This window comes from Candidatus Neomarinimicrobiota bacterium (assembly GCA_036476315.1).
In the GTDB taxonomy this organism is placed as follows: Bacteria; Fidelibacterota; Marinisomatia; order Marinisomatales; family S15-B10; genus JAZGBI01.
In genome coordinates, this window is sequence record JAZGBI010000008.1 from 48,980 (window position 1) to 73,280 (window position 24,301).

General features: G+C 51.7%; 19 protein-coding genes. 9 read left to right on the forward strand and 10 right to left on the reverse strand.

The genetic code is table 11. The annotated features are described in order from the left end of the window. Positions 1 to 323: 323 nt before the first annotated feature. The 9 genes from pyrF to V3U24_00770 all read left to right on the forward strand — a co-directional run bounded on the left by pyrF (position 324) and on the right by V3U24_00770 (position 11,411). The gene (gene pyrF / locus V3U24_00730) at positions 324 to 1,154 is read left to right on the forward strand and encodes an orotidine-5'-phosphate decarboxylase (GenBank protein MEE9165978.1); all 831 of its coding nucleotides are present in this window, start codon (positions 324 to 326) and stop codon (positions 1,152 to 1,154) included. A gap of 1 nt (position 1,155) precedes the next feature. Then, positions 1,156 to 1,734, forward strand: coding sequence for an orotate phosphoribosyltransferase (gene pyrE / locus V3U24_00735; protein ID MEE9165979.1), 579 nt, complete (start codon positions 1,156 to 1,158; stop codon positions 1,732 to 1,734). After that, on the forward strand, positions 1,731 to 2,378 hold the full coding sequence (locus V3U24_00740; GenBank protein ID MEE9165980.1) for a peptidylprolyl isomerase: 648 nt from the start codon (positions 1,731 to 1,733) through the stop codon (positions 2,376 to 2,378). Before pyrE ends, V3U24_00740 begins: the two co-directional genes overlap by 4 nt. Next, positions 2,375 to 3,295: a patatin-like phospholipase family protein gene (locus V3U24_00745; protein MEE9165981.1), complete on the forward strand. Its 921-nt coding sequence runs from the start codon at positions 2,375 to 2,377 to the stop codon at positions 3,293 to 3,295. Before V3U24_00740 ends, V3U24_00745 begins: the two co-directional genes overlap by 4 nt. Further along, positions 3,253 to 5,208: a cytochrome c biogenesis protein CcdA gene (locus V3U24_00750; GenBank protein ID MEE9165982.1), complete on the forward strand. Its 1,956-nt coding sequence runs from the start codon at positions 3,253 to 3,255 to the stop codon at positions 5,206 to 5,208. Before V3U24_00745 ends, V3U24_00750 begins: the two co-directional genes overlap by 43 nt. Before the next feature lie 51 nt (positions 5,209 to 5,259). After that, positions 5,260 to 5,814 carry a TlpA disulfide reductase family protein gene (locus V3U24_00755; GenBank protein ID MEE9165983.1) on the forward strand — a complete coding sequence of 185 codons (555 nt, stop codon included), beginning with the start codon at positions 5,260 to 5,262 and terminating at the stop codon, positions 5,812 to 5,814. Positions 5,815 to 5,956: 142 nt separating this feature from the next. Continuing rightward, positions 5,957 to 8,806, forward strand: coding sequence for a M1 family metallopeptidase (locus tag V3U24_00760; protein ID MEE9165984.1), 2,850 nt, complete (start codon positions 5,957 to 5,959; stop codon positions 8,804 to 8,806). A 164-nt stretch (positions 8,807 to 8,970) separates the two neighbouring features. Continuing rightward, positions 8,971 to 10,383 carry a DegQ family serine endoprotease gene (locus tag V3U24_00765; protein MEE9165985.1) on the forward strand — a complete coding sequence of 471 codons (1,413 nt, stop codon included), beginning with the start codon at positions 8,971 to 8,973 and terminating at the stop codon, positions 10,381 to 10,383. Between the two features lie 275 nt (positions 10,384 to 10,658). Beyond that, a complete protein-coding gene (locus V3U24_00770; GenBank protein ID MEE9165986.1) occupies positions 10,659 to 11,411 on the forward strand; it encodes a glycosyltransferase in 753 nt (250 codons plus the stop codon). A 23-nt stretch (positions 11,412 to 11,434) separates the two neighbouring features. On the opposite strand, the gene V3U24_00775 is transcribed toward V3U24_00770, so the two are convergent. The 10 genes from V3U24_00775 to V3U24_00820 all read right to left on the reverse strand — a co-directional run bounded on the left by V3U24_00775 (position 11,435) and on the right by V3U24_00820 (position 24,233). Next, the gene (locus V3U24_00775) at positions 11,435 to 12,349 is read right to left on the reverse strand and encodes an FAD:protein FMN transferase (GenBank protein MEE9165987.1); all 915 of its coding nucleotides are present in this window, start codon (positions 12,347 to 12,349) and stop codon (positions 11,435 to 11,437) included. Further along, positions 12,346 to 13,932: a flippase activity-associated protein Agl23 gene (locus V3U24_00780; GenBank protein ID MEE9165988.1), complete on the reverse strand. Its 1,587-nt coding sequence runs from the start codon at positions 13,930 to 13,932 to the stop codon at positions 12,346 to 12,348. Before V3U24_00780 ends, V3U24_00775 begins: the two co-directional genes overlap by 4 nt. Continuing rightward, positions 13,929 to 14,660, reverse strand: coding sequence for a hypothetical protein (locus tag V3U24_00785; GenBank protein ID MEE9165989.1), 732 nt, complete (start codon positions 14,658 to 14,660; stop codon positions 13,929 to 13,931). The genes V3U24_00780 and V3U24_00785 overlap by 4 nt, the downstream gene beginning before the upstream one ends. A gap of 17 nt (positions 14,661 to 14,677) precedes the next feature. Continuing rightward, entirely contained in the window at positions 14,678 to 16,228 is a 1,551-nt protein-coding gene (locus V3U24_00790; protein ID MEE9165990.1) for an MFS transporter, read from the reverse strand. Between the two features lie 138 nt (positions 16,229 to 16,366). Next, a complete protein-coding gene (locus tag V3U24_00795; protein ID MEE9165991.1) occupies positions 16,367 to 17,104 on the reverse strand; it encodes a cytochrome b/b6 domain-containing protein in 738 nt (245 codons plus the stop codon). 36 nt (positions 17,105 to 17,140) lie between these two features. Next, positions 17,141 to 19,033 carry a hypothetical protein gene (locus tag V3U24_00800; protein ID MEE9165992.1) on the reverse strand — a complete coding sequence of 631 codons (1,893 nt, stop codon included), beginning with the start codon at positions 19,031 to 19,033 and terminating at the stop codon, positions 17,141 to 17,143. A gap of 17 nt (positions 19,034 to 19,050) precedes the next feature. After that, entirely contained in the window at positions 19,051 to 20,412 is a 1,362-nt protein-coding gene (locus V3U24_00805; GenBank protein ID MEE9165993.1) for a Gfo/Idh/MocA family oxidoreductase, read from the reverse strand. Between the two features lie 141 nt (positions 20,413 to 20,553). Then, on the reverse strand, positions 20,554 to 21,861 hold the full coding sequence (locus V3U24_00810) for a Gfo/Idh/MocA family oxidoreductase (protein ID MEE9165994.1): 1,308 nt from the start codon (positions 21,859 to 21,861) through the stop codon (positions 20,554 to 20,556). Between the two features lie 132 nt (positions 21,862 to 21,993). Further along, complete coding sequence (locus V3U24_00815; GenBank protein MEE9165995.1) at positions 21,994 to 23,097, reverse strand: DUF1080 domain-containing protein; 1,104 nt, start codon at positions 23,095 to 23,097, stop codon at positions 21,994 to 21,996. Positions 23,098 to 23,237: 140 nt separating this feature from the next. Then, complete coding sequence (locus V3U24_00820; protein MEE9165996.1) at positions 23,238 to 24,233, reverse strand: sugar phosphate isomerase/epimerase; 996 nt, start codon at positions 24,231 to 24,233, stop codon at positions 23,238 to 23,240. Positions 24,234 to 24,301 lie beyond the last annotated feature (68 nt).

Consider the following 24,301-nt stretch of genomic DNA (forward strand, 5'->3'; position numbering starts at 1 on the left):
ACGTGCAAGGCTATGGTGTAATTGTCAGAGTCTCTTCTCTCTCCGAAATGGCCTTCACACGATCTTGAATGTCCCAGTCAATTCTGCAATGTCATTTTCCTCCGTTAAGTCTGGATACACAGTTTGTAAATGGGATTCCCGATTATGGTAACGTGAGCAAAACGTGACCAAAAACAACACACAATGGTACACAGAACTTCACCAGTCAACACAGTGAGAAATCACTATCGCTCGTCGGAAAACCTGGTTTCTCGTCGCATGATGGATGGATTCATATTGACCAAAGTTTCGAGTGTTTCTCCTGGGGGTCCCATGTAACTTTCATGGACGTGCAATCCTTCTCAGATATCCTCGATCATCAAGTTCGCGCGGTGGATTCCCGGTTGTGTGTGGGGCTGGACCTGGACGCAAACAGAGTCAGTTCAGGCGGATCGACGTCATTTGAGAATCTGAGGGATTTCGGACGGATGGTCATCGACGCCACTCTCAAGTTTGCGGCAGCATTCAAACTCAATTTCGCCTTTTTTGAGCGCCATGGAAGTGCGGGATTTCGATGGTTGGAGGACATTCTGAGTCAGATCGATGGTCGGAGGCTCACCATAGGGGATGGAAAGTGGGGCGACATTTCCAATTCGGCGGAACATTACGCCTCCGCCATATTCGATAAGTTTGGATTTGATGCCGCAACGGTGAATCCATACATGGGTCGTGATGCCATTATTCCATTTCTTGAAAGATCGGAAAAGGGAGCATTTGTCCTCTGCTTGACATCCAATGACAGCGCATCAGATCTACAATATCAGAAGGTGGGGAACGCGAGGTTGTACGGGAGAGTTGTATCGCTGACAAGAGAATTGAATGTAAACAACAACTGTGGTCTTGTGGTTGGAGCAACCAGGGAAGCAGAACTTGGATATGTGCGGGAACGAGCAGGGAATATGCCCTTTCTTATCCCGGGCGTCGGCGCCCAGGGTGGAAATCTGGAAGCAAGCGTCCGGATTGGGAATAGAGGCGGCGTTGCACTTATCAGTGTTTCCAGGAGCATTCTGTATGCGGGGGACCAAAGTGAGGAGGCGATCCGCAAAGCAGCAAAGGAATACAGCCACCGGATCAATGCCTCTCTCGAGCATGGAAACTCCCCCAGCGGGTCTTGAAATGAAGAGTATTCTTGAGGTGATGAAGTCGACCGGCGCCATTACGGAAGGTCACTTTCTTCTCACCTCCGGTCGACACAGCGGTGTCTATCTGGAAAAATTCCGCCTGCTGGAAAATCCAGAGATCCTGGATGATGTGGGTCGGCTCATGGCTGAGGCGTTTGGAGAGGAAGAAACAGACGTTGTTCTCGGAGCCGCAGTTGGTGGAGTTCTGTTGAGTTACGCCACGGCACGGGTACTTAAGAAACGGGGAATCTTCGCGGAGAGGGTGGATGGAAGACTGGACCTGAGGCGCGGCTTCGTTCTGCACCAGAATGAAAGGGTCCTTATCGTCGAGGATATTGTGACCACCGGTGGCTCCGTGGAAGAGTTGATCCAGGTTGTAGAGGGACACAGGGCCAGGCTGGTAGGGATTGCGTGTCTGGTGGACAGGACAGAAAAAGGGGTCGATTTCGGACATCTTACAAAGCCCCTCTTAAGATATCCTTCAGTATCCTGGGAGTCCCGTGATTGCCCGCTCTGCAAAAGTGGTATTCCCATTGAATCGAGAGGCCGAACGGGAAAGGAAGAAGAATCGTGAGATTCTCGATGCTTCCCTGGTCGCTATTCTGGCTCTGGGTGGCTTGCGGTGAGAAGCCCACGGAATTGGCCGTCATTAACACAGATTTCGGGAAAACAGTGGTACGATTCTATGACGACGTGGCACCAAAACATGTTGAGAGTTTCAAAATACTTGTGTCCCAAGGATACTTCGACGGAACCACATTTCACAGGGTCATACCGGGATTTGTGATTCAAGGAGGTGATCCCAACACCAGAGATGAGGATCGAGCGAATGATGGTCAGGGGGGCCATGCGGGGAAATACTATGGGATAGGCGATGAGGAGGATCCAAATACCTGGCAGCTCCCTGCTGAGTTTAGCAAAAGGCGACACGTGCGTGGTGCCCTATCCATGGCCAGGTCCGATAATCCCAACAGTGCGGGAAGTCAGTTCTTCATCTGTGTGGAACCCGTTTTTCGCCTGGACGGTAGATACACCGTCTTCGGCCAGATTGTTGAGGGAATGGACTTTATTGACAGAATTGTGAACGTGGACACACCCGGAAAACTCGATCCCAATTATCAAGGACGCGACAAGGACAATCCATTGGTACCCGTGCCTGTGACAATTCGTCTCAGTACTGATCGGGAACTTAGGATCGAGATTCAAGGAAATTCATGAGTCGGCGGCTGAGAATCGGACTGGCGCTGGCCGGCGGAGGGGCCAGGGGAGCAGCACATATTGGGGTCCTTCAGGTTTTCCATGATCACGGCATTTCCATTGACGCCGTAGCCGGAAGTTCAGCTGGAGCGGTGATCGGAGCCATGTATGCCGCGACCCTCGATCCCGTTTGGGTGGAGAACCGATATCGTGAGTATCTGAACAGCGCCTGTTTTAGGGACTTGGGTTTGCATCACTTAAAAAACGGGTCTAACCGGGGTGATTCATTTCTTGAACAGGTCAGTCGTTTTGTCAAAGACAGACTGGTGATTACGTTAGCCCTGAATCGAAAAGGAATTATTGAAAGAGCGAAGCTGGAGAAGAGTATTGAGTTCCTTCTCCCCGTGAAAGATTTTTCGGATTTGAAGATTCCCCTCTCCGTTGTTGTCACCGATTTGAATGCGGGCTCCGAACTCGCTATTTCATCGGGTGATCTCATTGACGCTGTGGTTCACAGTTCCTCCATTCCAGGTTTCATCTCTCCTTCCCAGAAGGATGGACAGATTCTTGTGGACGGAGGCGTTGCCGCGCCCATTCCCATAAATCACTTGCCAAAATGGGCTGTCGATTTTACAATTGCCGTCGATATTGCATTGCGGGAAGTCGATAGCCTGGGGGATTTCAATTTGATTGAACTTATGACCCGGACAAAGCTGGTTACGGGCGTCAAGCTCGCTGATGAACTCGCCAGAAGGGCTAACTTCGTCATTGAACCGGAAGTGGCGGGCGCGCATTGGTCCGAATTCCAGCGTACGGAAGAGCTGCTGGAAAGCGGACGCAGAGCTGCAGTGTCCGCCCTCCCTTCTCTTCGGGAACAGATCAACCTGAGAAATCGTTGGACTTTCAAGCTCATGAAAAGGTTCAGAAACAGCGCATGAGACGGGAAGGACTAAATAAGTACCACCATCTGGCATTCGGCTTGCTTCTCGGCTCGATCCTCTTCGCTCAGGTTGACTCACCAGTCAACGTTACTGCCCGGTTGGACCCTTCTACGTTGCGGGCGGGAGAGGTACTGATGGTTTTCGTCGCGGCCCAGATGGAGCCCGGGTGGCATATCTATTCGGTCAATCGATTTTCCGAAGGCCCTATCCCCTCGAGAATAACCGTGGAAGGGGAAGGAGTCATCGATCTGGTCGGTCCCACGATGGAACCTGAACCGGTCACCAAATTCGATGAAGGGTTTCAGACGGAGACGCACCACCATGAGGGCACGGTGACTTTTGAGACTCCCGTCAGGATTCTCTCCTCATTGGATCCAGGCAGTTACTCTCTTGAGGCAAAACTTCTCTATCAGGCATGTGATCCAACGATCTGTTACCCCCCCCGCACAGTATCATTCATGCTGAGTTTTACGGTGGAACCGGGGGAGGCCCGAATCGAGGAGACATCGATCACCGCCTTCCCAACAACTGGGAGTGGCAGCAATACCGACGTACGGGCGGCGATTCGACAGGGAGGTGGGTCGTACTTATTGCTGGCTGTCTCCATGGGCTTTCTGGCACTTCTGACTCCGTGTGTTTTCCCGATGATTCCCATCACGGTCTCTTATTTCACGAAGCGGGAGGTCACCAGAAAGCGGGCAGTAGGTGAAGCGGGACTCTATGGCATCGGCATAATTCTCACCTTTACTCTCATCGGTTTCGTACTCACCTTTCTTTTCGGGGCTGGCGGAATTAACCGGCTGGCTGCCAGTCCGGTAGTCAATAGTGCGATTGCTCTCATTTTCATTCTGTTCGCATTCAGCCTGTTCGGGTTGCTGGAGATTCGTCTCCCTTCCAGCTGGATAAATGCCATCAACCGTAAATCGTCTGCAACGGGTGGTGTGATAGGCATTGTACTGATGGCATTCACGTTTTCTTTAACAACGTTTACCTGCACAGTACCATTCGTGGGAACGGTTATGGTGGCGGCGCTCCACGGTGATATCTTCTGGTCACTGCTCGGAGTGACAAGTTTCGCTTCCGTATTCGCCGCTCCGTTCTTCCTTCTGGCTCTGTTTCCTTCCTGGCTCAAGTCCATGCCCAAGAGCGGAAACTGGATGAACTCGGTCAAGATCACCATGGGCTTCCTGGAACTCGCCGCCGCTTTGAAATTCGTGAGCAATGTCGATCTTGTCCATCAATGGGAGATTGTCACCCGCCCGGTGTTTATCTCGATCTGGCTTGCGATTGCCCTTGTTATGACCTACTATCTATTGGGTAGATTCCGATTCCCCCATGAGACAGCAACCCAATCGATTGGAGCTCTCAGAGTCGTCTTCGCAACATTCTTTCTGACAATATCTTTGTACCTGTTCCGGGGACTTTTTGGATTTCCTCTTGGTGAACTGGATGCTTTCCTGCCGCCGAGAGATTACGGCAATCCCGCATCCATATCGATGTTTTCTGCAGCAGCGGTGGGAGAAGAAGAGAGATGGCTCACGAATTACGCAGAAGCTCTCTCTCTGGCAAGAACTGAAAACCGGTCGATTTTTGTCGACTTTACCGGATATACGTGCACCAATTGCCGATGGATGGAATCCAATGTGTTCACCCGGCCCGAGATAAAGAGTCTTTTCGAGCAGTTGATTCTTGTGAAACTCTATACCGATGGACCCAAGCCGGAACATGAAGAGAACCTTCGCTTTGAGCAGGAGCGGTTTGGCACTATCGCGTTGCCATTTTACGCGCTCATGTCTCCAGAGGACCTGATCATTGATACTTTGCCCGGCCTCACGAGGAATGTTGACAAATTTACCAATTTCCTCAGGAAAGGAATCCGCAAGGGCCAGCTCGCAACCTTTTCAGAATGAGGTCTGGCATCATATACTTCGGACCGGGGTATTTCCATGAGGAAGTGAAAAATGCTTAACACCAGAAAGCTCTTACTTCTGGCATCCGCACTCACTATTCTCCTTGTCGCCGGGATTATCGCGACGGAGAAGGAATGGTCCGGAGAACTGGATGCCTCCGGGGCGACAATGAATCTCCCTGGAAGCGCGGATGTCGCGGGGACAAAGGCACCGGATTTCACTCTGACCGACCTGGAGGGGGATTCCGTGTCATTGTCTGACTTCAAAGGCAAGGTGGTCATATTGAACTTTTGGGCCACCTGGTGTGCCCCGTGCCGTGAGGAGATACCAGGGTTCATAGATCTCCAAACGAAATATGAAGATGACATCGTCATCCTGGGCATTTCTGTAGATGAGGATGGTTCCGAAGTGGTTCCTCGCTTTGTCGAGAGATTTGGAGTCAACTACCCCGTCCTTTACGCAAGCGCAAAAGTAATAAGCGATTACGGTGGCATTACAGGTATCCCAACTTCATTTGTCCTGGACCGCGACCTCCTCATACAACGCCTCTATGTGGGATATCGGCCGTTGTTCATGTTCGAGCGGGATATTGAGTTACTGATCTAGTCTAAAGGTCTGGAGTACAGCACAAATCGTTCAGCTCAATAAGAGAATCTCAGTTTCTATTTTCGTCCTTTGCTGCCTCATCTGGCTGCCGGGCAGTAAGTCAGGTCTAACGGACTACTGGCAACAGTGGGTCCATTACGACATGGAGGTTCACCTCGATCCAGATCAACATCTTCTGAAAGGTGAATCCACCATTACTTACGCAAATAACTCTCCCGATACGCTTGACAGTATTTACTTGCACCTGTATCCCAACGCTTTTCAGGAAGGCTCTGTCAAATATCGTGAATTCCAAAGGGTACGGTTTGCGGGCGGTATATCGCAAGATAATCCAAGCTACATAGAGGTCCTTGATTTCGAAATAGCCGGGGAGAACGGTCTCCTTTCGTCTGATTTCAAGATTGATGATAGTATCCTCTCTGCCACGTTACCTCAACCTGCGGCGCCTGGCGATACTTTGGTGGTCACGTTGTCCTGGGAACACAAAATACGTGAACGGGCGGGGCGAATGGGATACTCCGGGGAGCAGTACGACATGGCTCAATGGTACCCGAAGATGGTGGTATACGATGACAAGGGTTGGCACAACGTTCCATTTCATGCCATAGGGGAATTCTACGGCGAGTTCGGAGATTATGATGTTACGATTGGTATTCCTGAAAAATACATTGTGGGAGCTACGGGAGTAGTGGTACAGGGAGACCCCGGCTGGACGTCAGTGAGTGTGGACACGGCGATGGAGTTTTCGGAGTGGCTCGCGTCCCGGGACACAGTAGAGAGGGATTCGGCGGCACGGCGAATTGTCACGTTTCACGGAGAGGACATTCACGACTTCGCCTGGATTGCATCTCCCACGTTTGTCTACGAGCCTGGTGAATGGAACGGTATCGACGTTCATGTTCTTTACAATGCATCGGTAGGAGAAAAATGGACCCGAGTGGTTCGGGAACGGTCCGAAAGGGCTCTGGAATGGCTGAGTACGAGGTTTGGTCCCTATCCATATCCCCAGGTGACCGTGACACACGCCATGCGCGGCGGTGGAATGGAATATCCCATGCTGGTCATGAATGGAACCGAATCAGAAGGATTGATTGTTCACGAGATAGGTCATATCTGGTTTTACGGGATTCTCGGGAATAATGAGGTAGATGAGCCGTGGCTGGACGAAGGATTCACTACGTTTCAAACTCGATGGTATCTGGAAGATCGATATCCGCCGTATGGTCTTGATCTGGAAAGTTCGAGTCGATACAACGATTTTCAGAAGCGGTTCTGGAGTTTCAACTCGATTTCTGAAAGGTCGCAGTGGAGCGTAATCCGTTTCATGACGAGTGGACATGATAGACCTATAGCGACCAAGTCTTACCATTCTCCAGGATACAACGTCTACCGCCAGAATGCCTACACCAAACCGTCCCTGATGCTCCAATCCCTTCGGTCCGCTCTGGGGGAAGAAGTATTCGACGAAGCAATGAAAACCTACTATGCGCGATGGAAGCTTAAGCATCCCAACGAAAAAAGATTTCGCGATACTATGGAAGAGGTGAGCGGACAGGATCTCGACTGGTTTTTTGACTCCTGGCTTCACAGCACATTCCAATGCGACTACGCTCTCAAAGGCTGGAAGAAGAAGCGCCTGGAAGATGGAAGCTATGAGGTGACTGCTACCATTGTCAATCGGGCCAATATGTTTTACCCTCTGGAAATTGATGTCGCTCTCGCGAACGGCGATACGTTCCGAACCCGTTGGACGGACTATCTCTGGCGCTGGAAGGATGAGGTCACGTTTGCGGTCCCCTCAAGACCTGAAAGAATTGTCCTCGATCCTGATAATGAAACGCTCGACATGAACCTTTTGAACAATTCTTCGGGTCTTCCCCCTTATAGAGTCGTCTTCAACTGGCCCGGGATGGCCTTTTCGCCAAGGGATGGTTATGCGTTAAAGTGGAATCCTCTCCTATGGTACCACAAGAATGATGGCCTCAAGCCGGGACTATCCCTACTGAGGACTTACGGTCATTGGACTCGGTTGGAAATGTCCCTCACAGCCGGGGTGAAGTCCAAACGGGTTCACGGTAAGGCTCATTATTCGAAATCGTTAAGCTTTTTCCTGCCTTCACTCACGTTTTCTGCCAGTGGATACAGTTTGGAGGGCGTCAGGGGTGCCGGTCTGGATTTGGATTACAGATGGAACAGATATTACGGTTATCCACCGCACCATACCGCTCACTTCGGTCTCTACGTAACAGATGCGGATGGTACTGACTACACTGATCTGTACGAATCTGGAACCGTCACGGTTTTCTATGGAAAGTACGCCGCTCGGGCGGATCTGGGACAATTTGGTGGGATTCTCAATCTTGGAGTTTTCTCCGCTCCGGGGGGTTTGGGAGATTGGACCTTTGCCCGCCTTGTATCCGATCTTGAACTGCGTGGCCGAGCGTCAGGATTCAGTTTTGCGGGCAGGTTCATCGCCGGCTACAGCCTCGCGAACAGTGGGGGGCTGCCGGTCCAGGAAAAGTTCACCGTCCATGGGGCCGGTTCCGGTGACTATTTCTCGAAACCGTATCTTCGTCATTCCTCCTCCATGTACAACATCGAACTTGGTGAGAACGATTTTCTGAGAAATCATTTTCACCTTTACGGAGACGCAAATCTCCGGGGGTATTATGAGCACGGATTCGAAGGTGCAGAGAATCTGGTAGCGGCGACGGCTGAGCTCTCCCGTTCTCTTCCAATTCCGGTTCTGAATTCATCTGCCCGTCTGTTTTTCGACGGGGGTTGGCTCTGGAGTGAGGTGGATAATCTTGATGGCCAGCTGCTCACAGACTCGGGATTCGGGTTCACATTGAGAAAACGAGTTATTGGAGCCGATTTGAAGTTCCGGATAGATTTCCCGTTCTGGCTAAACACGGAGGCCGACGCGCCGGAAGGGATCAGAAAGATCGACTTCTCCCGGTGGGTGTTCGGGTTTGATGCTGGTCTCCCATGATGATTTCCACGTGATTGCTCCAACGGGGTCATGCCATTCAACCTGCACAACGACTTTCCCGCAGGCCTTGCCGCCGGCGCCCCGGCATAAGACGCACCACCTAAATTTTCCCTGAAACTTTCGTTTAGGTTTTACATTGAACATGTGGATTTGAAGGAGAAGATATGAAAAAACAGCTAACAGTTGCTTTCACAACACTCTTTTCCGTATCGCTTTGGGCACAGCTACCGTCACAAAAGGAGTTCAGCCAGATGTTCTCTCAAGTGGTAAAAGAAGTGGGCCCGGCGGTGGTTACCATCACGAGTGCCAAGATTGTCAAGAGGGAAGGACGGAGGTTCCGTCACCAATTCGAAGATTTTTTCGGTGAAGATTTCTTCCGCTTCTATTACGACAACCCGGACGGAGATATGAGAAGCACCGTTCTGGGTTCTGGTGTCATCGTGGATGCTGAGAACGGATACGTTCTCACAAACAACCATGTGGTTGAAAATGCTGATGAGATTACTGTACTTCTCATGGACGAGAGGGAGTTTTCCGCCGAAATTGTGGGCAGGGATTCACAAAGTGAAGTTGCGGTTCTTCGCATCGACGCGGACGATTTGACAGCGGCAAGAATGGGAGATTCCGACCGATTGGGTGTGGGAGAATGGGTTCTTGCCATCGGCAGCCCTTTCTCGCAGAATTTAAGTCACACCGTTACCGCGGGGATAGTGAGCGCCAAGGGCCGAAGTCAAGTTCTGGGGGGCGTTAATTACCAGGACTTCATTCAAACTGATGCAGCCATCAATCCTGGCAACAGTGGTGGTGCTCTCGTAAATCTGGAGGGGGAACTGGTGGCGATCAATACTGCCATCGCAACCGGAGGCTTTTCCCGCGGGAACGTGGGAATTGGCTTCGCCATCCCCATCAATCTGGCGAAAACCATCATGACGGATCTGATTACTGAAGGACGCGTCATCAGGGCCTGGCTGGGCGTCTACATTCAGGACGTAAATGACGGTATTGCGAAAGCGCTGGGACTCTCTGACCGTGAGGGCGTTGTTGTTCTGAGAGTTCAAGATGATAGTCCTGCTGAAGATGCGGGGATCGAAGTGGAAGATGTGATTGTTGAATTCAACGGTGCAAAGGTGAGGGATGTGGCTCATCTGAAGAACCTGGTGTCTACAACTCGTCCGGGGACGCGGGTTGCACTGGAGTTGATTCGTAGCGGTAAACCAAAGACGTTGCGCGTGCGTCTCGATGAATTCCCTTCGGAAGAGAAGGTTCTCGCTTCCAGCGAGAGAATGTCACCGGAGCTGGGTGTCAGGGTGGAGGACATTACCCCCACGTACGCGAGAAGATTGAACCTCGATGAAGATAAGTCCGGTGTAGTTGTGGCTGAAGTCAGCCCAAACAGCGCCGCCGCCCGGGCGGGAATACAAACCGGTGACCTGATTACCCGCATCGGGGGAAAGGACATTTCTTCCAGGCGAGAATTCCAGAAAGCCGTAAAACAGCAGAAAAAAGGATCTACAATTCTTTTCCTCGTCTACAGACCTGGCAGAGGGTCGATGTTCATACCTGTTGAGAATCAATAGTCGCAGTTTCTAGTCCCCGGGTTCAATCTCATAGAGCTCCTTGGAGCTCTTTTGCTATTCCCCGAAAGAAGAGGTGGTTCATGGCCGGATTTAGAAATACGTCTGGGAGTTTAGAGTGCCTTACGCTAATTTGGCAGTGGCCGGTTCAAGACCTGATTCTGACCGGTTCGTAACGATGCAAACCACTCATGTTCAGCGAATTGGTCTCCCATGAATCGCTCTGAATTTCTGGGGCTTCCTTTACGGGCGAGGGAGGCTCTCTCTGATGAATTTTCTTGAGGACAAGCAAGACCCCGAGTCATAATGTGGACCTGTCCATCATTATTCCCGTTTTCAACGAACGTGAAAAAATAGGAAAAGACGTAGAAGCGGCCGTTGCTTTCCTGAAGGCCCACGATTTCTCCGGGGAGGTCATCGTTGTGGATGACGGAAGTTCGGACGGAACCCCCGATCTGGTCAACACACTGCTCCCTCCTTCTGACATACCCGTCAAAATTATTCGTTATGCCCATCGTGGAAAGGGATTCACCTTGCGCAACGGGGTTATCAATGGACAGGGTGACTACATTATGTATACCGATAGCGGGGGCTGCGTACCCTTCGAGAATATTCTGCCCGGAATGGTCATGCTGAAAGAAGGACGATGCGATCTGGCTCATGGCTCCAGGAGGCTCAACGAAAGCAAGATTCTGCGACCCCATTCGTGGCATCGGCGAATTCTGTCCAGGATTTTCCGGTGGTTCATGATTAGCTGGATGAGAATCCCCGGCGAACTGACGGATACCCAGTGTGGTTTCAAGATCTACACGGGAAATGTGGCCCGGGATCTTTTTGGGACGTGCATTTCAAACGGTTTCATGTTTGAAGTGGAGATTATCATACGAGCCATGAGGCGAGGCTTTCGCATCAAGGAGTTCCCGGTTGAATGGATGGCAGACAGGGATAGCCGATTAAGACTGTGGAAGAATCTCCCACAAGGCTGGCTGGAACTCGTGAGAATCAGGAAGGTGCTACGGGGACAGAAGTAGTGTCTTCAAAACGAACAGCTATTCTATTGCGAGATGGAATGATCGCTCCAGGAACCGAACCGGAGCACTCTCTCTTCAACAGTATCCGGATTGTCTTCGAGAACGATCATAGAGAAGACGTCCTCGTGTCGAACACAGAAATCCTTGACATCTTCCAGTGACATCACCATGAAGGCGGTGGAGAGTGCGTCGCTGGTAGCGGCAATACTGGCAGAAGCCCATGCTGCGGTTCGACCCTGAGCCGGTCTTGCCCTCTGGGAGTCAATGATATGCTGTCCCTTTTCCAAACCAGAACCGCTAATGGCTCGATCCTTGAGCTCCAATTGCGCAAGCACTTCCTCCCGGTTATCAGGATGACTCGTCGTAATGGGCCATCCGGATCTTCCCGGTGGTGCACCTAGTGCGAGAACGGAACTGAATCCTGCATGAATAAGGGCTCGTTCCATATCCCAGTCGCGCAAAATGTCAGCCATTCGATCGACCGCATATCCTTTTCCAAAGCCTCCGAGATCTATACTCACCTGTGGCGACAGAACTCGTACCGAGTGGTCTCTTTCGTTTAGTTCAAGGCAAAAGCCCGCGGGGGGAGGGGACTGGGAACCAGCCGTAATATCGAATGCACCACCCGTTTCCTCGTACAGAGTCGAGCACATTTTCAGGCATTCGAATGTATCGGGACCGATCCGGATTGAGCGACCCGGTGAGAGGTTGTTGAGGCGTGAGATATCGCTGTTTTCAATGAAACGACTGATCTCCTGTTCCAGCTGTTGGATTTCCTCGAACGCTTGCCAGGCCGCCTGCTCGGCATACTGGATATCTTCATGAAGGACGTATATCTCAAACATGGATCCCATAAGCTTGCGGGCACTGCGGTGTATTCCGGTAGTGTAATCAAGGTCTCCCATGCCGGAAATCACGGGCTTGAACGATCGGTTCATTGTCTCTCCAACCGCTCCAGCAAATCGTTCCGGATGTAGCCGCGCAGTTCAACGCCGGGACGGAGCTCGATGTAGGAGTCGAAAAGGGGTACATACAGGTGTACCTCTCCTGGACCGGCCGATCCGTAGAGTTTGCTGACGAGATCTGTCTCGACCTCGGGAGAGGCGATTATGAGAGGAGCGTTTGGCGCGCTTTCATCAACCGTATTCCACCAGCCCACATTGGAGAAAGACCGCAAGTACCATGGAAGAGGCCAGTAGTCGTCCCCAGGCCAGATGACCTGAATGGGCAGATCCTCCCCAGAGGGATGGGCGCGGGAGACTGCTTCCACTCGACGGGCAACGGCTATGACATCGTTTCGTGGGTGAGCGTACACATACGGGTTTACGGGATCTGAAGAATACCGAAAGTTCGCAAGGTATGTCTGCCTCACAAGTTGGATGGCGCCGGCTGTCAGCAAAACTGCTACCACGATTCGCATATGATAACTCTTCTGCGACCTGATAATTACCGTCGCTCCCAGCCCGGCCAAGAGGATCATCCCGTAATGAAATGTCAGCAAATTCCAGGGCGTCTTGTACGGAATTGCTGAGAATATAGCAGTCATGATCAGTGTAAAGTAGGCGATGTAGCGGCCAAAAGGCGCACTCACCCCAGCGATTCCTGATTTGGTCATCAACGCAACGATTCCACAGAGGGCCAGAATGATGATGAGTCCCTCGCTCCACACCGGGCCCGAGCCAAAGCGTGAGTAAAGGAGAATCTTCAGGTAGTAATACCATGAATGAATATGCCAATCGCTCTGAGTTCCCCGGCTGAGGTAGGCGCCGTATGATCGAAAAGCGTCCACGAATCCCTCGGGATTGGAAAGAAATGATGAATGGAATAACCCGGAGACGAGTGCTCCCACCAGAATCGCGATTGCTCCATGGCGAAGGTTCACCTTTTCCATGTTTCCAAATGATATCGCTCCCCCCCGTTCCGTCCTTTTACGTGATACTGTCAAGATGAAAGCCAGAACCATCGAGGAAAAGACGACCAGACTTGTCTCCTTGGTTGCGTGTGTCAGTCCGAAAAAAAGACCGGTGAGAACGGCCCAGATCGATGTCCTGTTCTTGGTATACCGGAACGCAGATATGACTGTGCCGAATGTGAAGAAGACAAATAAAGTTTCCTGGATATAGTAGCGACTGAAGAAAACCATGGCAGGAGAAATGGCGGCAATAAAGGAAGAGATAATGACTGCGCGGAGGCTTAAGCCATCGATCAACAGGAAGGGCAAAACGGCAAGAAGCACTCCAAAGAAAACAGGTACTATTCGGAGAACCGTCTCATTGAGGTCCTTTAATTCTCGGACGCCAGATAGACGGGCGGGGATAAGGGTAACGTAGTTGAGCGTTGGTCCGTGGAATTCCTGGGGATTATACCGGTAGTAGCCGTCTTCGAGAAGGCGCCCCAGTTTCACCGCGTGAATCGCTTCGTCTCCGTGCATGGGTCGATCTTCCAGCTTGGGGAGACGAAGCGACAGTGCAACCAAGGAAGAAAGGAGAATGAAGATAACCGGTGTTCTCTGCCATTTCACATCTTGCCCACGGGTTTACCGTAGATTTCCACTTCGACATAGTGATTCAGGTCGTTGCCCGTGTTACCGTTGCTGTAGAGGCGTACATATTGAGCTTTCACGCCTTTCGCGTCGATCAATTTTCCTTCGGCAGTCTCCACATAATGGAGGTCCTGGCCTGTTCCCAGACCCGATGAGTTGTCATGATCGTTGTTAAACAGGGTCTTCACATTTGTGTCAAACTCGGGGTCGTCAGCGACCTGAATCACAACATCAAAATAGACGCGGGGATTCTTGTGGAAATGCCACAAAAGTACTGCGTAGATGTCATGGGGAGCTCCGAGATCTATGGTGATGTGTTGCAGGAAAGGACCGAGTTCCACATAACTTCCTTCGGTACCTTTCTTATCCCCGTCAGTGCACAGTTCAAGCTCTCCGATGATAGGTTCTCTATCGCTGCTGTCCACCGGTCTGCCGAGAGCGACATTTCTTGTCCCTGATGGAGCATAAAATGGCGGACGGGGTTTTCCCAGCGGCTTCTCAAGTTTGGGAACCCGCATATCCTGAGGGGTACCGATGAACATGGGTTTGGGCAGCTCAATATCCAGGGGCGCCATTTGTTGACCCGTTGTATCGGAAGGTGTTTGACTTGCGGAATAGGCTTCATCTTTATTCGGACAGGGTACAATCAAGGCCAATGAGACCAGGGATAGTGCGCTCATATTGACGCGGATGCCTCTCTCCATCATGTTGTTCTTCTCCTCATCTAGACATTCCGAATATCCGGAGATTCTCCCTTTTCTGGAGTTAGCTCCACGGCTTTGTACCCCCCCTTCGCTCTGAAGTAGAAGATAAGGATCAGGTAACAGACGAGCATTGCGGCGGGGAAAAAGGCGACTTTTGCCAGGGCATTCTTCTTCGCTCCGTCACTGATTCTTTGGATCACTTCCCTTTCCCCGTTGCGTAGCCCCTCAACCTTTTCCTGGTCAATGGGTTGGTAGGTCCCGAACACGCTCAGTTTCTCCTCTCCCACAACCTGTGAATGGAGGGCGGGATTCTCTTTTTCAAGTTCCGTTTCGATGGCTTTGTCCTGAATATTTCCCAGGAATGCTGCCCCGATGACCCCGACGCTGAGCATCCCTACTCCACCTATCGCATTGATAGTAAGAGCACCCCCTCTGGGAAATCTCTCAGAGGCGACACCCAGCATGGTTGGCCAGAAAAACGCTTTTCCCAGACCATAAACCGTGGCAGCCAGAAATATGAGAATTCCCGCAGCCTTCGAAAGGAAAATGAGTCCCAGGGTGGCAATCGTACTGCTCACCGCCAACAAGCCAAGGGGCTTCAGCCTGTGAACGATCGGTCCGGCAAGGAATCTCAGTCCCATCATGAGAAATGCGGTATAGACCAGGACCCACCCCGGTTGGATTCCAATATCTTTTACAACGGGGGTGACCAATTCCGTTATCCAACTGTCAGTGCCCAGTTCAGTTGTGGCCAGGGGAATCATGATGAGAAGGAGGAAAATGAATATTGACCGCCCCACGTTTCGCGTGTAGGAGCCATAGGCAATAATCAGCACGAGCGACACAATGCTCTTTGCCGCCAAGGACCATTGAAATATCCGGCCGATTTCAGCAACCATGATAACCACGACGATAGCGGCTCCGACGACACCTGCCTCCTGGAGCATGGCCTTGTAGGGTATACCCGCCTTTACTCGTTCATGGACAGGAAACTCTGCACGGATCATCATCAGTCCATACATCAGCGCCGGAATTAAGACAAGTCCTACTTTCCATTTCCAGCCGAGTCCCGGCATCAAGATCAGTATGAGAAGTCCACCCAAAACCATTCCGCCGGGCCAGCCGGCATGAAGAATGTTCAGCCACTTCGTTTTTTCTTTTGAGTAAACAGTGGCAACAACGGGATTGATCACCGCCTCCACAGTGCCATTTCCCAGCGCCAGGATGAATGTGCCCAGGTAAAGCATCCAGTAGCCATTCGCGAGAATCGTAATGACCGCCGAAGCCACATGACATACCCACGCAAAAACCAGAGCCCTCCCGTAGCCAATCTTGTCAATCACAAGGCTGAACAGGATAATGCTTAAAGCAAAAGGCCACAATCCCACGCCAAGGAGCTCTCCTTTCTGAGTTTCGCTCAGATTGAACTCTGCGCCCCAGGCACCAATAACGTTTGCTCTAATAATAAACCCAAATGATGTGGCCACAAGTGCGATAAAGCACGTCCAGAAAAGCCACCTCTCTGCGGTGAAGCGACTGGCGACCGCGGGGTTGGAGGTTGAGTTAATCATGGTATCACCGTTCGGCTAGTGGAAGAATTGATCCAGGATATCATCCCTGAAAGTTTGGACTTGAAAAGAGAGTGCCAACCTTCAAATAAGTTAAGAGGTTGCGGCATCTCTGCAAACGGATAGTTGGAGAATCAGTTCTCAATGTGGCTCGTTCTTTGATTTCGATTTCTTTGCAAGTTTTTCATATTCCATTGGATGATCGTTCATCATCTCTTCCCCTGTGGTCCTCCCGTGCCACCACGAGAGGGAGCCGGGGAATCGTGAAGGCTTGAAATGGACGTTGTAGAAGTGCCAGACGAATAGGGCCACTGCTGCAAGGACAGCTTCATCCGCATGAATCTCAACCGCCAAAGTGTAGGTTAACCAGGGCAGATATCTCTCGGTGATCTCCGGGAACCAAAGAACAGTGCCCGTGCCGATCATGATCACACATCCCCAGTAAACTGCCCAGTAGTCAAACTTTTCATAGTAGGTGTAACGGTCAAATCGAGGCTTCACCTTACGGAGGCCCAGAAAGTACAACGAATTCTGACCTAAGTCTGTGAAATCCTTCCACCTGGGTAGCAGTTCGGCGAATTCACGGCGTCCTTCCCTCACAAAAATGAGGTACGTGAGATGCCACAATGAGACCATTATCAAAGCGATGGCTGCAATCAAGTGAATTTGTCGATATATGGTAATTCCTCCGAGCGCTCGAATTGTATCCTGGCTCCAGCGAATATCTCCAGGCGTACCAAGGGAAAACCACAAGGGTATCCCCGTGAGGATCAGAGCGATAACGCTCAGGAACAAAACGATATGTTGGATACGAAAGTGAAGACTGAATCGTTGAAAGGATTCGGTTTCCGTAGTTTTCTTATCCCTCGATGATCTCATATGTCCTCGCCGTCCTCTTTTCAGATATTCTTCGGTTCATCTCCTGTTTCTGCGAATGGTGCTTTGAATCAAATCTCCGAGGATATGAAGTCCCAGGAATCCCACCATGACGACGATGGCCCACTTGAAGAACCTTCTTACCTGCAGGCGCTGCGTCTCTTCGAGGCCCTGCATTTCGTGCATGAGTACGATCTGTCCGGCCTCTGTTTCAACCGGAGTTTGAATGTCCACCTTGCCAAAGAAGAAGGGAGCGTCGGTGGCGTGGCAATCTTCGCAACCTCGAACGCCCAGTGATTGAACGGCGGGTCCAACATCATGAGCATAGGCCCAGGAATAGGGCCGGGCAGAGCGATGATCCTCTGAAATAAGCCCACGGGAGCCTGCCAGGCGGTGGATCTTACCCCCGGTGACATAGACGGGAACGCCTGGGACCTTGGCGTGAGATTCAAGTTCCGACAGAACTGTGGCCATCTGCTCTTGGGATAGAACAGGGAGTGCTTCCGCACTGATGGGCTGATCGCCGGAGATAAGCTGTCCTGCGACAGACCAGACGACGTCGGGGATTATGGGGACCACGGAATCTCCGTCCAGAATAGCCCAGTAGGAAGGCCAGAATAGCTTATGCGGAGCGATTCTCCCATTTTCTTGTCGGACAAAAACGGGATACACAACATGTGGCAACACCCTGTCAGCTTTGTTAACTCCCTGGACACCGAGGGCATGGAGTCTGGAGGTTTTCACCCCTTGAATCTTCAGTTCAGGCCAGGGTCCGGAATGACAGGCGGTACAGGTGAGCTTTTCAAAATGAATCGAAGGAATACCGGGATGTTCCGGCTGGGGCGATCCCATTCTTCCAGAGATGGGTACCGTGGATAACTGATCCGGAAGGTGGCATCCCTCACACGACAAGGTTGCTGCGAAGGGGTTATTCTCGGATGAGAGTTCTCCTTCGTTCCCGCGCACCATCTTATGATCGAGTCCATTCCGGTGGCAATCGACGCAGGTCATACCGAGCGATAGGTGCACATCTTCATCCAGATGCCACTTCTCGGGACTTTCGGAACCTATTTCGCCGAGTGGTTTATTGGAATGGCAGAAGTAACATCGCTCGGCCGGGGCCTTGCGCACGATGTTGAAGAAAACTTTCCCTTTGGGATTGAAACGACTTCTGTCATATTCAATGGATGGAGGCACCAAACCTGGCCGATCCAAGAGTCCCCCCAGAAACGGATCCCAGGTGTCGGGCATATTCCTGGCTGAACCTTCCACCCAGGCGAAACCACTCGAGGCGGCGGCGGCCCAGCGAAAATTCTCCCGGGCTATTTGAGATGCATAATCCGACTGATCGTGTGACGGTTCAGCATCATGACAACTTAGACAATTGATCTCAAGGCGACCCGAGACTGTCCAGCGGAAAAAGAACTCAGGTGACTGAACTGCCTCCTCCTCGCCCACAGTTCCTCCCGGTAAATGGCGGCCGAACCGTTTCAGATAAAGCCACGGCACGAGGCCGATCTCTTGCGGTCTGAAAGTGCCGGGCCAGGGCCTGTAGGAGACAGGAATCTGCGTGGCTGTCTTCTGGTCCACAAAAATCCAGGGTTCTCCCGGGCGACCCGGAGCCACGTCGGGATCTGATGCATTGAAATGCCATCCCGAGCTTATTTTGTCATAGTCATGACAGTCAGCCCCGCAGGTCTCACGGGTGGAAAACGGCATTAGTGGCTCGTCATCAGGTAGAACTACGGAGCCATTTTCATCATACAGGTGGATGAGGTGAACCGGAATGGAGCGACTACCGTCACTCACATCGCCAATCAATTCTTCCTGTGCCCGGAGTTGAAGAGAGAAGATTATGAAAGCCGCGACCGAGGGATAGGAGAAACCGCGCTTGTGGAAAAACGTCTTTCTTATTTCCGCATGAAAACCCATCTGTTAGCCGATGGAGATCAAATCTTGAAATCGTCAGGATTGAATTCAACTTTCATTCCAGCGTCCAGAGCTTCGTGGATTTTCAATACTGTGACAGCCGTCTCGTAACCCACATCTTCGGGACAATTGAGGTTCGCCCTCCCCCGAATGGCATCGAAGAAATTCTCCAGGTGGGGTTTGTGATAGGGTTCATTGAAGTCAACTGCCAGTTTGTGTTCAGGAGGAGCCATGGTCTCTCTCACGTCTATGATGGCGCCCGTTTGTACCGTTTCTTTCTCCTCGACTGGTGCCTTCAGATAGCCCCTCTCAATCCATTTTGTCCAGTCAGGTGAAGATGGCTCACGGTAAATCCCTTCTCTTCCTGCAGCCTCTGATATGAGCAGGGTACCCTGGTCTCCCATGAAATGCTCATAATATCCTTCACTGCTATTGGAGTTTATGGTTTGATAGAAGGCCTTCACAGCTCCCTGATTAGGTTCATACTCATAGATAACCATAACGGTGTCATCCCACTGATGCGTTTTCGTGTCATAGTAATAGTTGCCGCCACTGGCAAGAACAGATCTTGGGGGCGTTTCCAGGAACCAGTTGAAAATGTCAATCTGGTGCGAGCCCAAATCGACCACGGGCCCACCTCCCAGGTGACGGTACCAACGCCAGTTTCGGAATTCATGCATGGACTCGTAGCCATACCTTTCCAGAGTTGCCTGGTCGATGGCCGCTTTCTTGGGCCAGCCAAGGTCCGGTTGGGCGGAGCGATTCCATTGCCCACTGATGGTAGTGATCTTGCCCAGGATTCTGGCTTCCTTTATGAGCTTATGATAACAGTGAAGGTATCTCGGGTTGCTTCGACGTTGATGTCCAATCTGGAGATGCCTCCCCGTCTGTCGTGCAGTCTGAACCATTCTCCGTGCACCGTCAACCGTTTTGGACATTTCCTTTTCGCAATACACATGAAGACCGGCTCTCAAACAATGAACCGTTTGGTCAGCATGCCAGAAATCGGGCGTGGCAATAATGACTGCATCAAGATCGTTTTCCTTGTCCAGCATTTCTCTGTAGTCGACATATTCGCCCACGTTATGACCGTATTTTCTCAGCAGGCCGGAAGCCCTTTTGAGATTGTATGCTTCCCAGATATCGCACACAGCCTTGAAACGTATTCCCGACGTCTTCAGGCACGCGTTTAGAAGAATCTGGCCTTGTGCTCCAACTCCAAGCAAGGCAATATTCAAATCGTTAGAATTTCCCATGCGAACACGGGCAATACTTTTTGGTGCCAACACCAGCCCTGCCCCTGCTGCCGTTGTCATTCGTAGAAAACTTCGCCGGTCCACCTGTTTTTCTTTGTCACGTTTTTTCTCGTTCACTCCGGCCATATCACCTCCTGTTTTCTTGATCCGCTGCGGGTTGACCACTGTTCGCACTGAAAGATGCCGGATGTATCACCCGGTGACTGCAGAGCTTTGACTTCAAACCTAACCTATGACGATTGAGTGGTTACGCGGGGACGCCACAGACTATAATGTCCACCCGTCGCGGTATTCCCGGTGTACGAGTTCGTTAGCGTCAGGTACGTTCATGATTTCCATTTTCTCACCATCCCACTGCAGTTTCTGCCCCGTTTTGATCGCAATATTCCCGAGCAATACCATTTCGGTTAATGGTCCTGAAATGGAGAAATTCGAACTCGCCTCTTTTCCTCCCTTGCATGCCTCAATCCATTCCTCGTGAATCCCCTGAACCCGGGGAATGGTTTTTGGTGGCAGTGTGTACTCCTGCATTTTTGTTTCCGGGATAAGACGTGGATTCAACCCGTACGTTCCGCACATGAGTTTCCCTCTATCTCCCACGAAAATTACCCCACCACCGGAGTCGCCCATCCGTCTGCCTTCTTCAAGTTCTTCAGGTCGTGGTGGCAACAGACCGCCGGAATACCAGGTCAGCTTAACGGGGGGCTTTTCGTCACGGGCTGGAAAGCTGTATCGAACGACGGCGGCGTGAGGATATGTCTCCTCATTGAGTGGCGTTGAACTCGCTTCGACACCAGTGGGATGGCTCAGTTTGAGAGCCCAGAAAGGCGAGTCAATAATATGACATCCCATATCACCCAGTGCCCCCGTGCCGAAATCTCCCCATCCCCGCCACTTGAATGGTGCGTAGGCGGGGTGATATGGTCGGAATGGGGCAGGACCGAGCCACAGATCCCAGTCGATGGTGGCGGGAGTGGGAGGAGATTCCTTGGGCCTCGGAATCCCCTGAGGCCAAATGGGTCGGTTCGTCCATGTATGGACTTCACGCACCGGGCCTATTGCACCGTCCCAGATCCATTCACAGATGAGACGGTTGCCCTCCCCGGCATGCCCCTGGTTGCCCATCTGACTGGCAATCCCGGCTTCATGGGCAGCCTCGGCAAGCTTTCGAGCTTCATATACTGTGTGGGTCAATGGCTTCTGGCAAAAGACATGCTTGCCCAACTGAATCGCCATCATGGCAATCACAGCATGGGTATGATCGGGCGTCGCAATGACGACCGCATCAACCCCTTTCTCATTTTCCAGTAATCTTCGAAAATCCCGGTACCTTTCGGCATCGGGATATGTCTCGAATACTTCAGCAGCGTAGCCGTCATCCACATCGCAGAGAGCCACGATGTTCTCACTGGTCAGGGAGGCTATGTTGTTTCTTCCCATCCCCCCGAAACCGATGGCGGCGATATTGAGCCTGTCGCTGGGTGGTGTGGAACCGCTCCCGCCCAGCACAGACCGGGGGACGATCATGAACGCAGCAGCAGCCGCCGTCCCCGTCAGGAAATCCCGCCGTGACATGAGCCGCCGACCATCTTTCCGAACTATCCCCCCCCCTCTGTCTCTGTTCTTCTCAGTTTTGGAATCTTTTTTCATGACGTCTGAAATCTAACAAAGAACTGCAATTCTACCCATTCCTTTGATGACAGATGATCACTCGCCGATCTCTTCCAGCCAGACATTGCGGTACCGCACCCGGTTTCCGTGATCCTGGAAGAAAATTCCTCCCGCCTGGGAAATGTCACTGTCCACTTCTCCACCCGTCGGAAAGTCTACTTCCACATCTTTGTGTATTTCCACTCCGTTGTGGAGGACCGTCACGGTGGCGCTCCTGATTTTCTTTTTGTTGGAGTCAAAGCGTGGAGAGCGGAAAGAGATATCGTAGGTTTGCCATTGAAGTGGAGGGGCACACATATTGATACGGGGATTCGCCACCTTGTAAATTCCCCCGCATTCATTGTCCCGCCCTTCAAGGCCGTAACTGTCCAAAACCTGAATCTCGTACCGTCCCTGGAGATAGACGCCGCTGTTCCCCCGGTCCTGTCCCCGGGCTTCGGGCATAAAGGGAGTCCGGAATTCGACGTGGAGCCGGAAATCAGTGAATTTCCTCCTGGTAACGATTGAGCCCGAGCCTGGTTTGACTTCCATCGCACCATCAACAAGCCTCCACTGAACCCGTTTTTTTCTGAGATTGTTCAGGATGCGGTTGAGGAGACCTCGTGAGGATGGAAGTTGCTCCCATTCCAGGAAATCGGTGCCGTCAAATAATGTGATGGCTTCTTCCGATGTTTTTGCCCCCAGGGTGGCGGAGAGACGTTTGACTTTTTCCATCTGAAATACGCCCGCTTCGCCGCTCCCGGACTTGAGAGAACCACTGAATTGTTCTTGCCGAATGCTGCCCGTCAATTCGAGTCCGGTGTACTCCCCCTGCTCGATGATTCCTCCAAATACCACCGCATCGTCTTTCTCCTCACCATCGAGTATGGCACCCAGCTCTTCCCACTCCCCGAACACTCGAGACACCCTGGCTCTGTACTCTCCGTTACCCATAGCGACAACCTGGGCGGCCAGTGGTGCTTCTGTGCCGTCATTCATCGAAGAGTAGCCCTCATAATCGCCCATCACCGCAACCGGATCTTCAGCCGCCACACGTCGGAGTGATTCCTGATCCCACGGGTCTCTTGCCTCGTGCGAGGGGGTTAGTAGCGTAAAGGTGGCGGCAAGGGCAATCATGGAGCGGTGGCTTCTCATTCTCATGGTTGATCATACCTCCTTACTTTGGTTTGCTTCGGGGACGGTCTGAGAATTTCGCAAATAACACATTGTTCGCCACCACAGTCCGGAGGGCACGGTCCGCACTTCGAGAGTGGGTACGGCATCCCATCTGAATCCGGACCTCACGATCGCTCAAAAGATGCGTCAAATGCAACCGCAGAGGGAGTGAAGTCGATTTCTCTGGCAAATTCACACGCCTCTCTGGCCCCGTGCTCACGGTCCATCCCGCTGTCTTCCCATTCCACGGAGAGCGGTCCTGAATATCCCAGGCTGTTGAGTCTACGTATAATTTCTTCGAAATTGATGCTGCCGCGACCCAGGGAGCGAAAATCCCAGCCCCTATTGGGATCACCGAAATTCAGGTGCGATCCGAGAATACTCGTTCTGCCGTTCAGTTGCAGTTCCGCGTCCTTCAGATGAACATGATAAATCCTATCGGGAAATTCCGAGAGAAAGAAGAGAGGGTCGATCATTTGCCAGTGGAAGTGACTCGGATCGAAGTTGAATCCAAAGGATTTGCGGTTCTCCAGGGACTCCAGGGCTCTACGTGCCGTAATTATGTCAAAGGCGATCTCAGTTGGGTGAACTTCCAGGGCGAACCGCACACCACATTCCTCAAATACATCGAGTATAGGATTCCACATCTTCGCGAAAAATGAAAATCCCTCCCCAATCGTGTTCTCCTCCAGAGGGGGAAAAGAGTAGATCAGATGCCAGATGGAAGATCCGGTGAAACCGTTGACCGTCCCGATTCCGAGGTTTTGGGCAGCCTTGGCTGTCTTCTTCATTGTTTCAACGGCCCACTGCCGCTTTTTCTCAGGATCTCCTGCATACGCCTTCGGCGCGAGGGCGTCGGACCGACCGTCGTTGTTCGGGTCACAGACCAACTGTCCCGCAAGATGGTTACTGATGGCATAAAGCTTCAGATTGTTTTCCCTCAGTATTTCGAGTTGCCTTTTGCAGTAATCCACATCCGCTGCTGCCTTTTCCACTTCCAGATGGTCTCCCCAGCATGCCAGTTCCAGACCATCATATCCCCAATCTGCCGCCTTTTTCGCTAACTCCTTCAGCGGTACATCTGCAAACTGCCCCGTGAAAAGGGTTATGGGTCTAGTCATTTGTCGTTCCCCTTTCGTTCACCGTTTGGTTGACTGAAATCTCCGCTCAAAAGGTGAAGCCTTTCGCC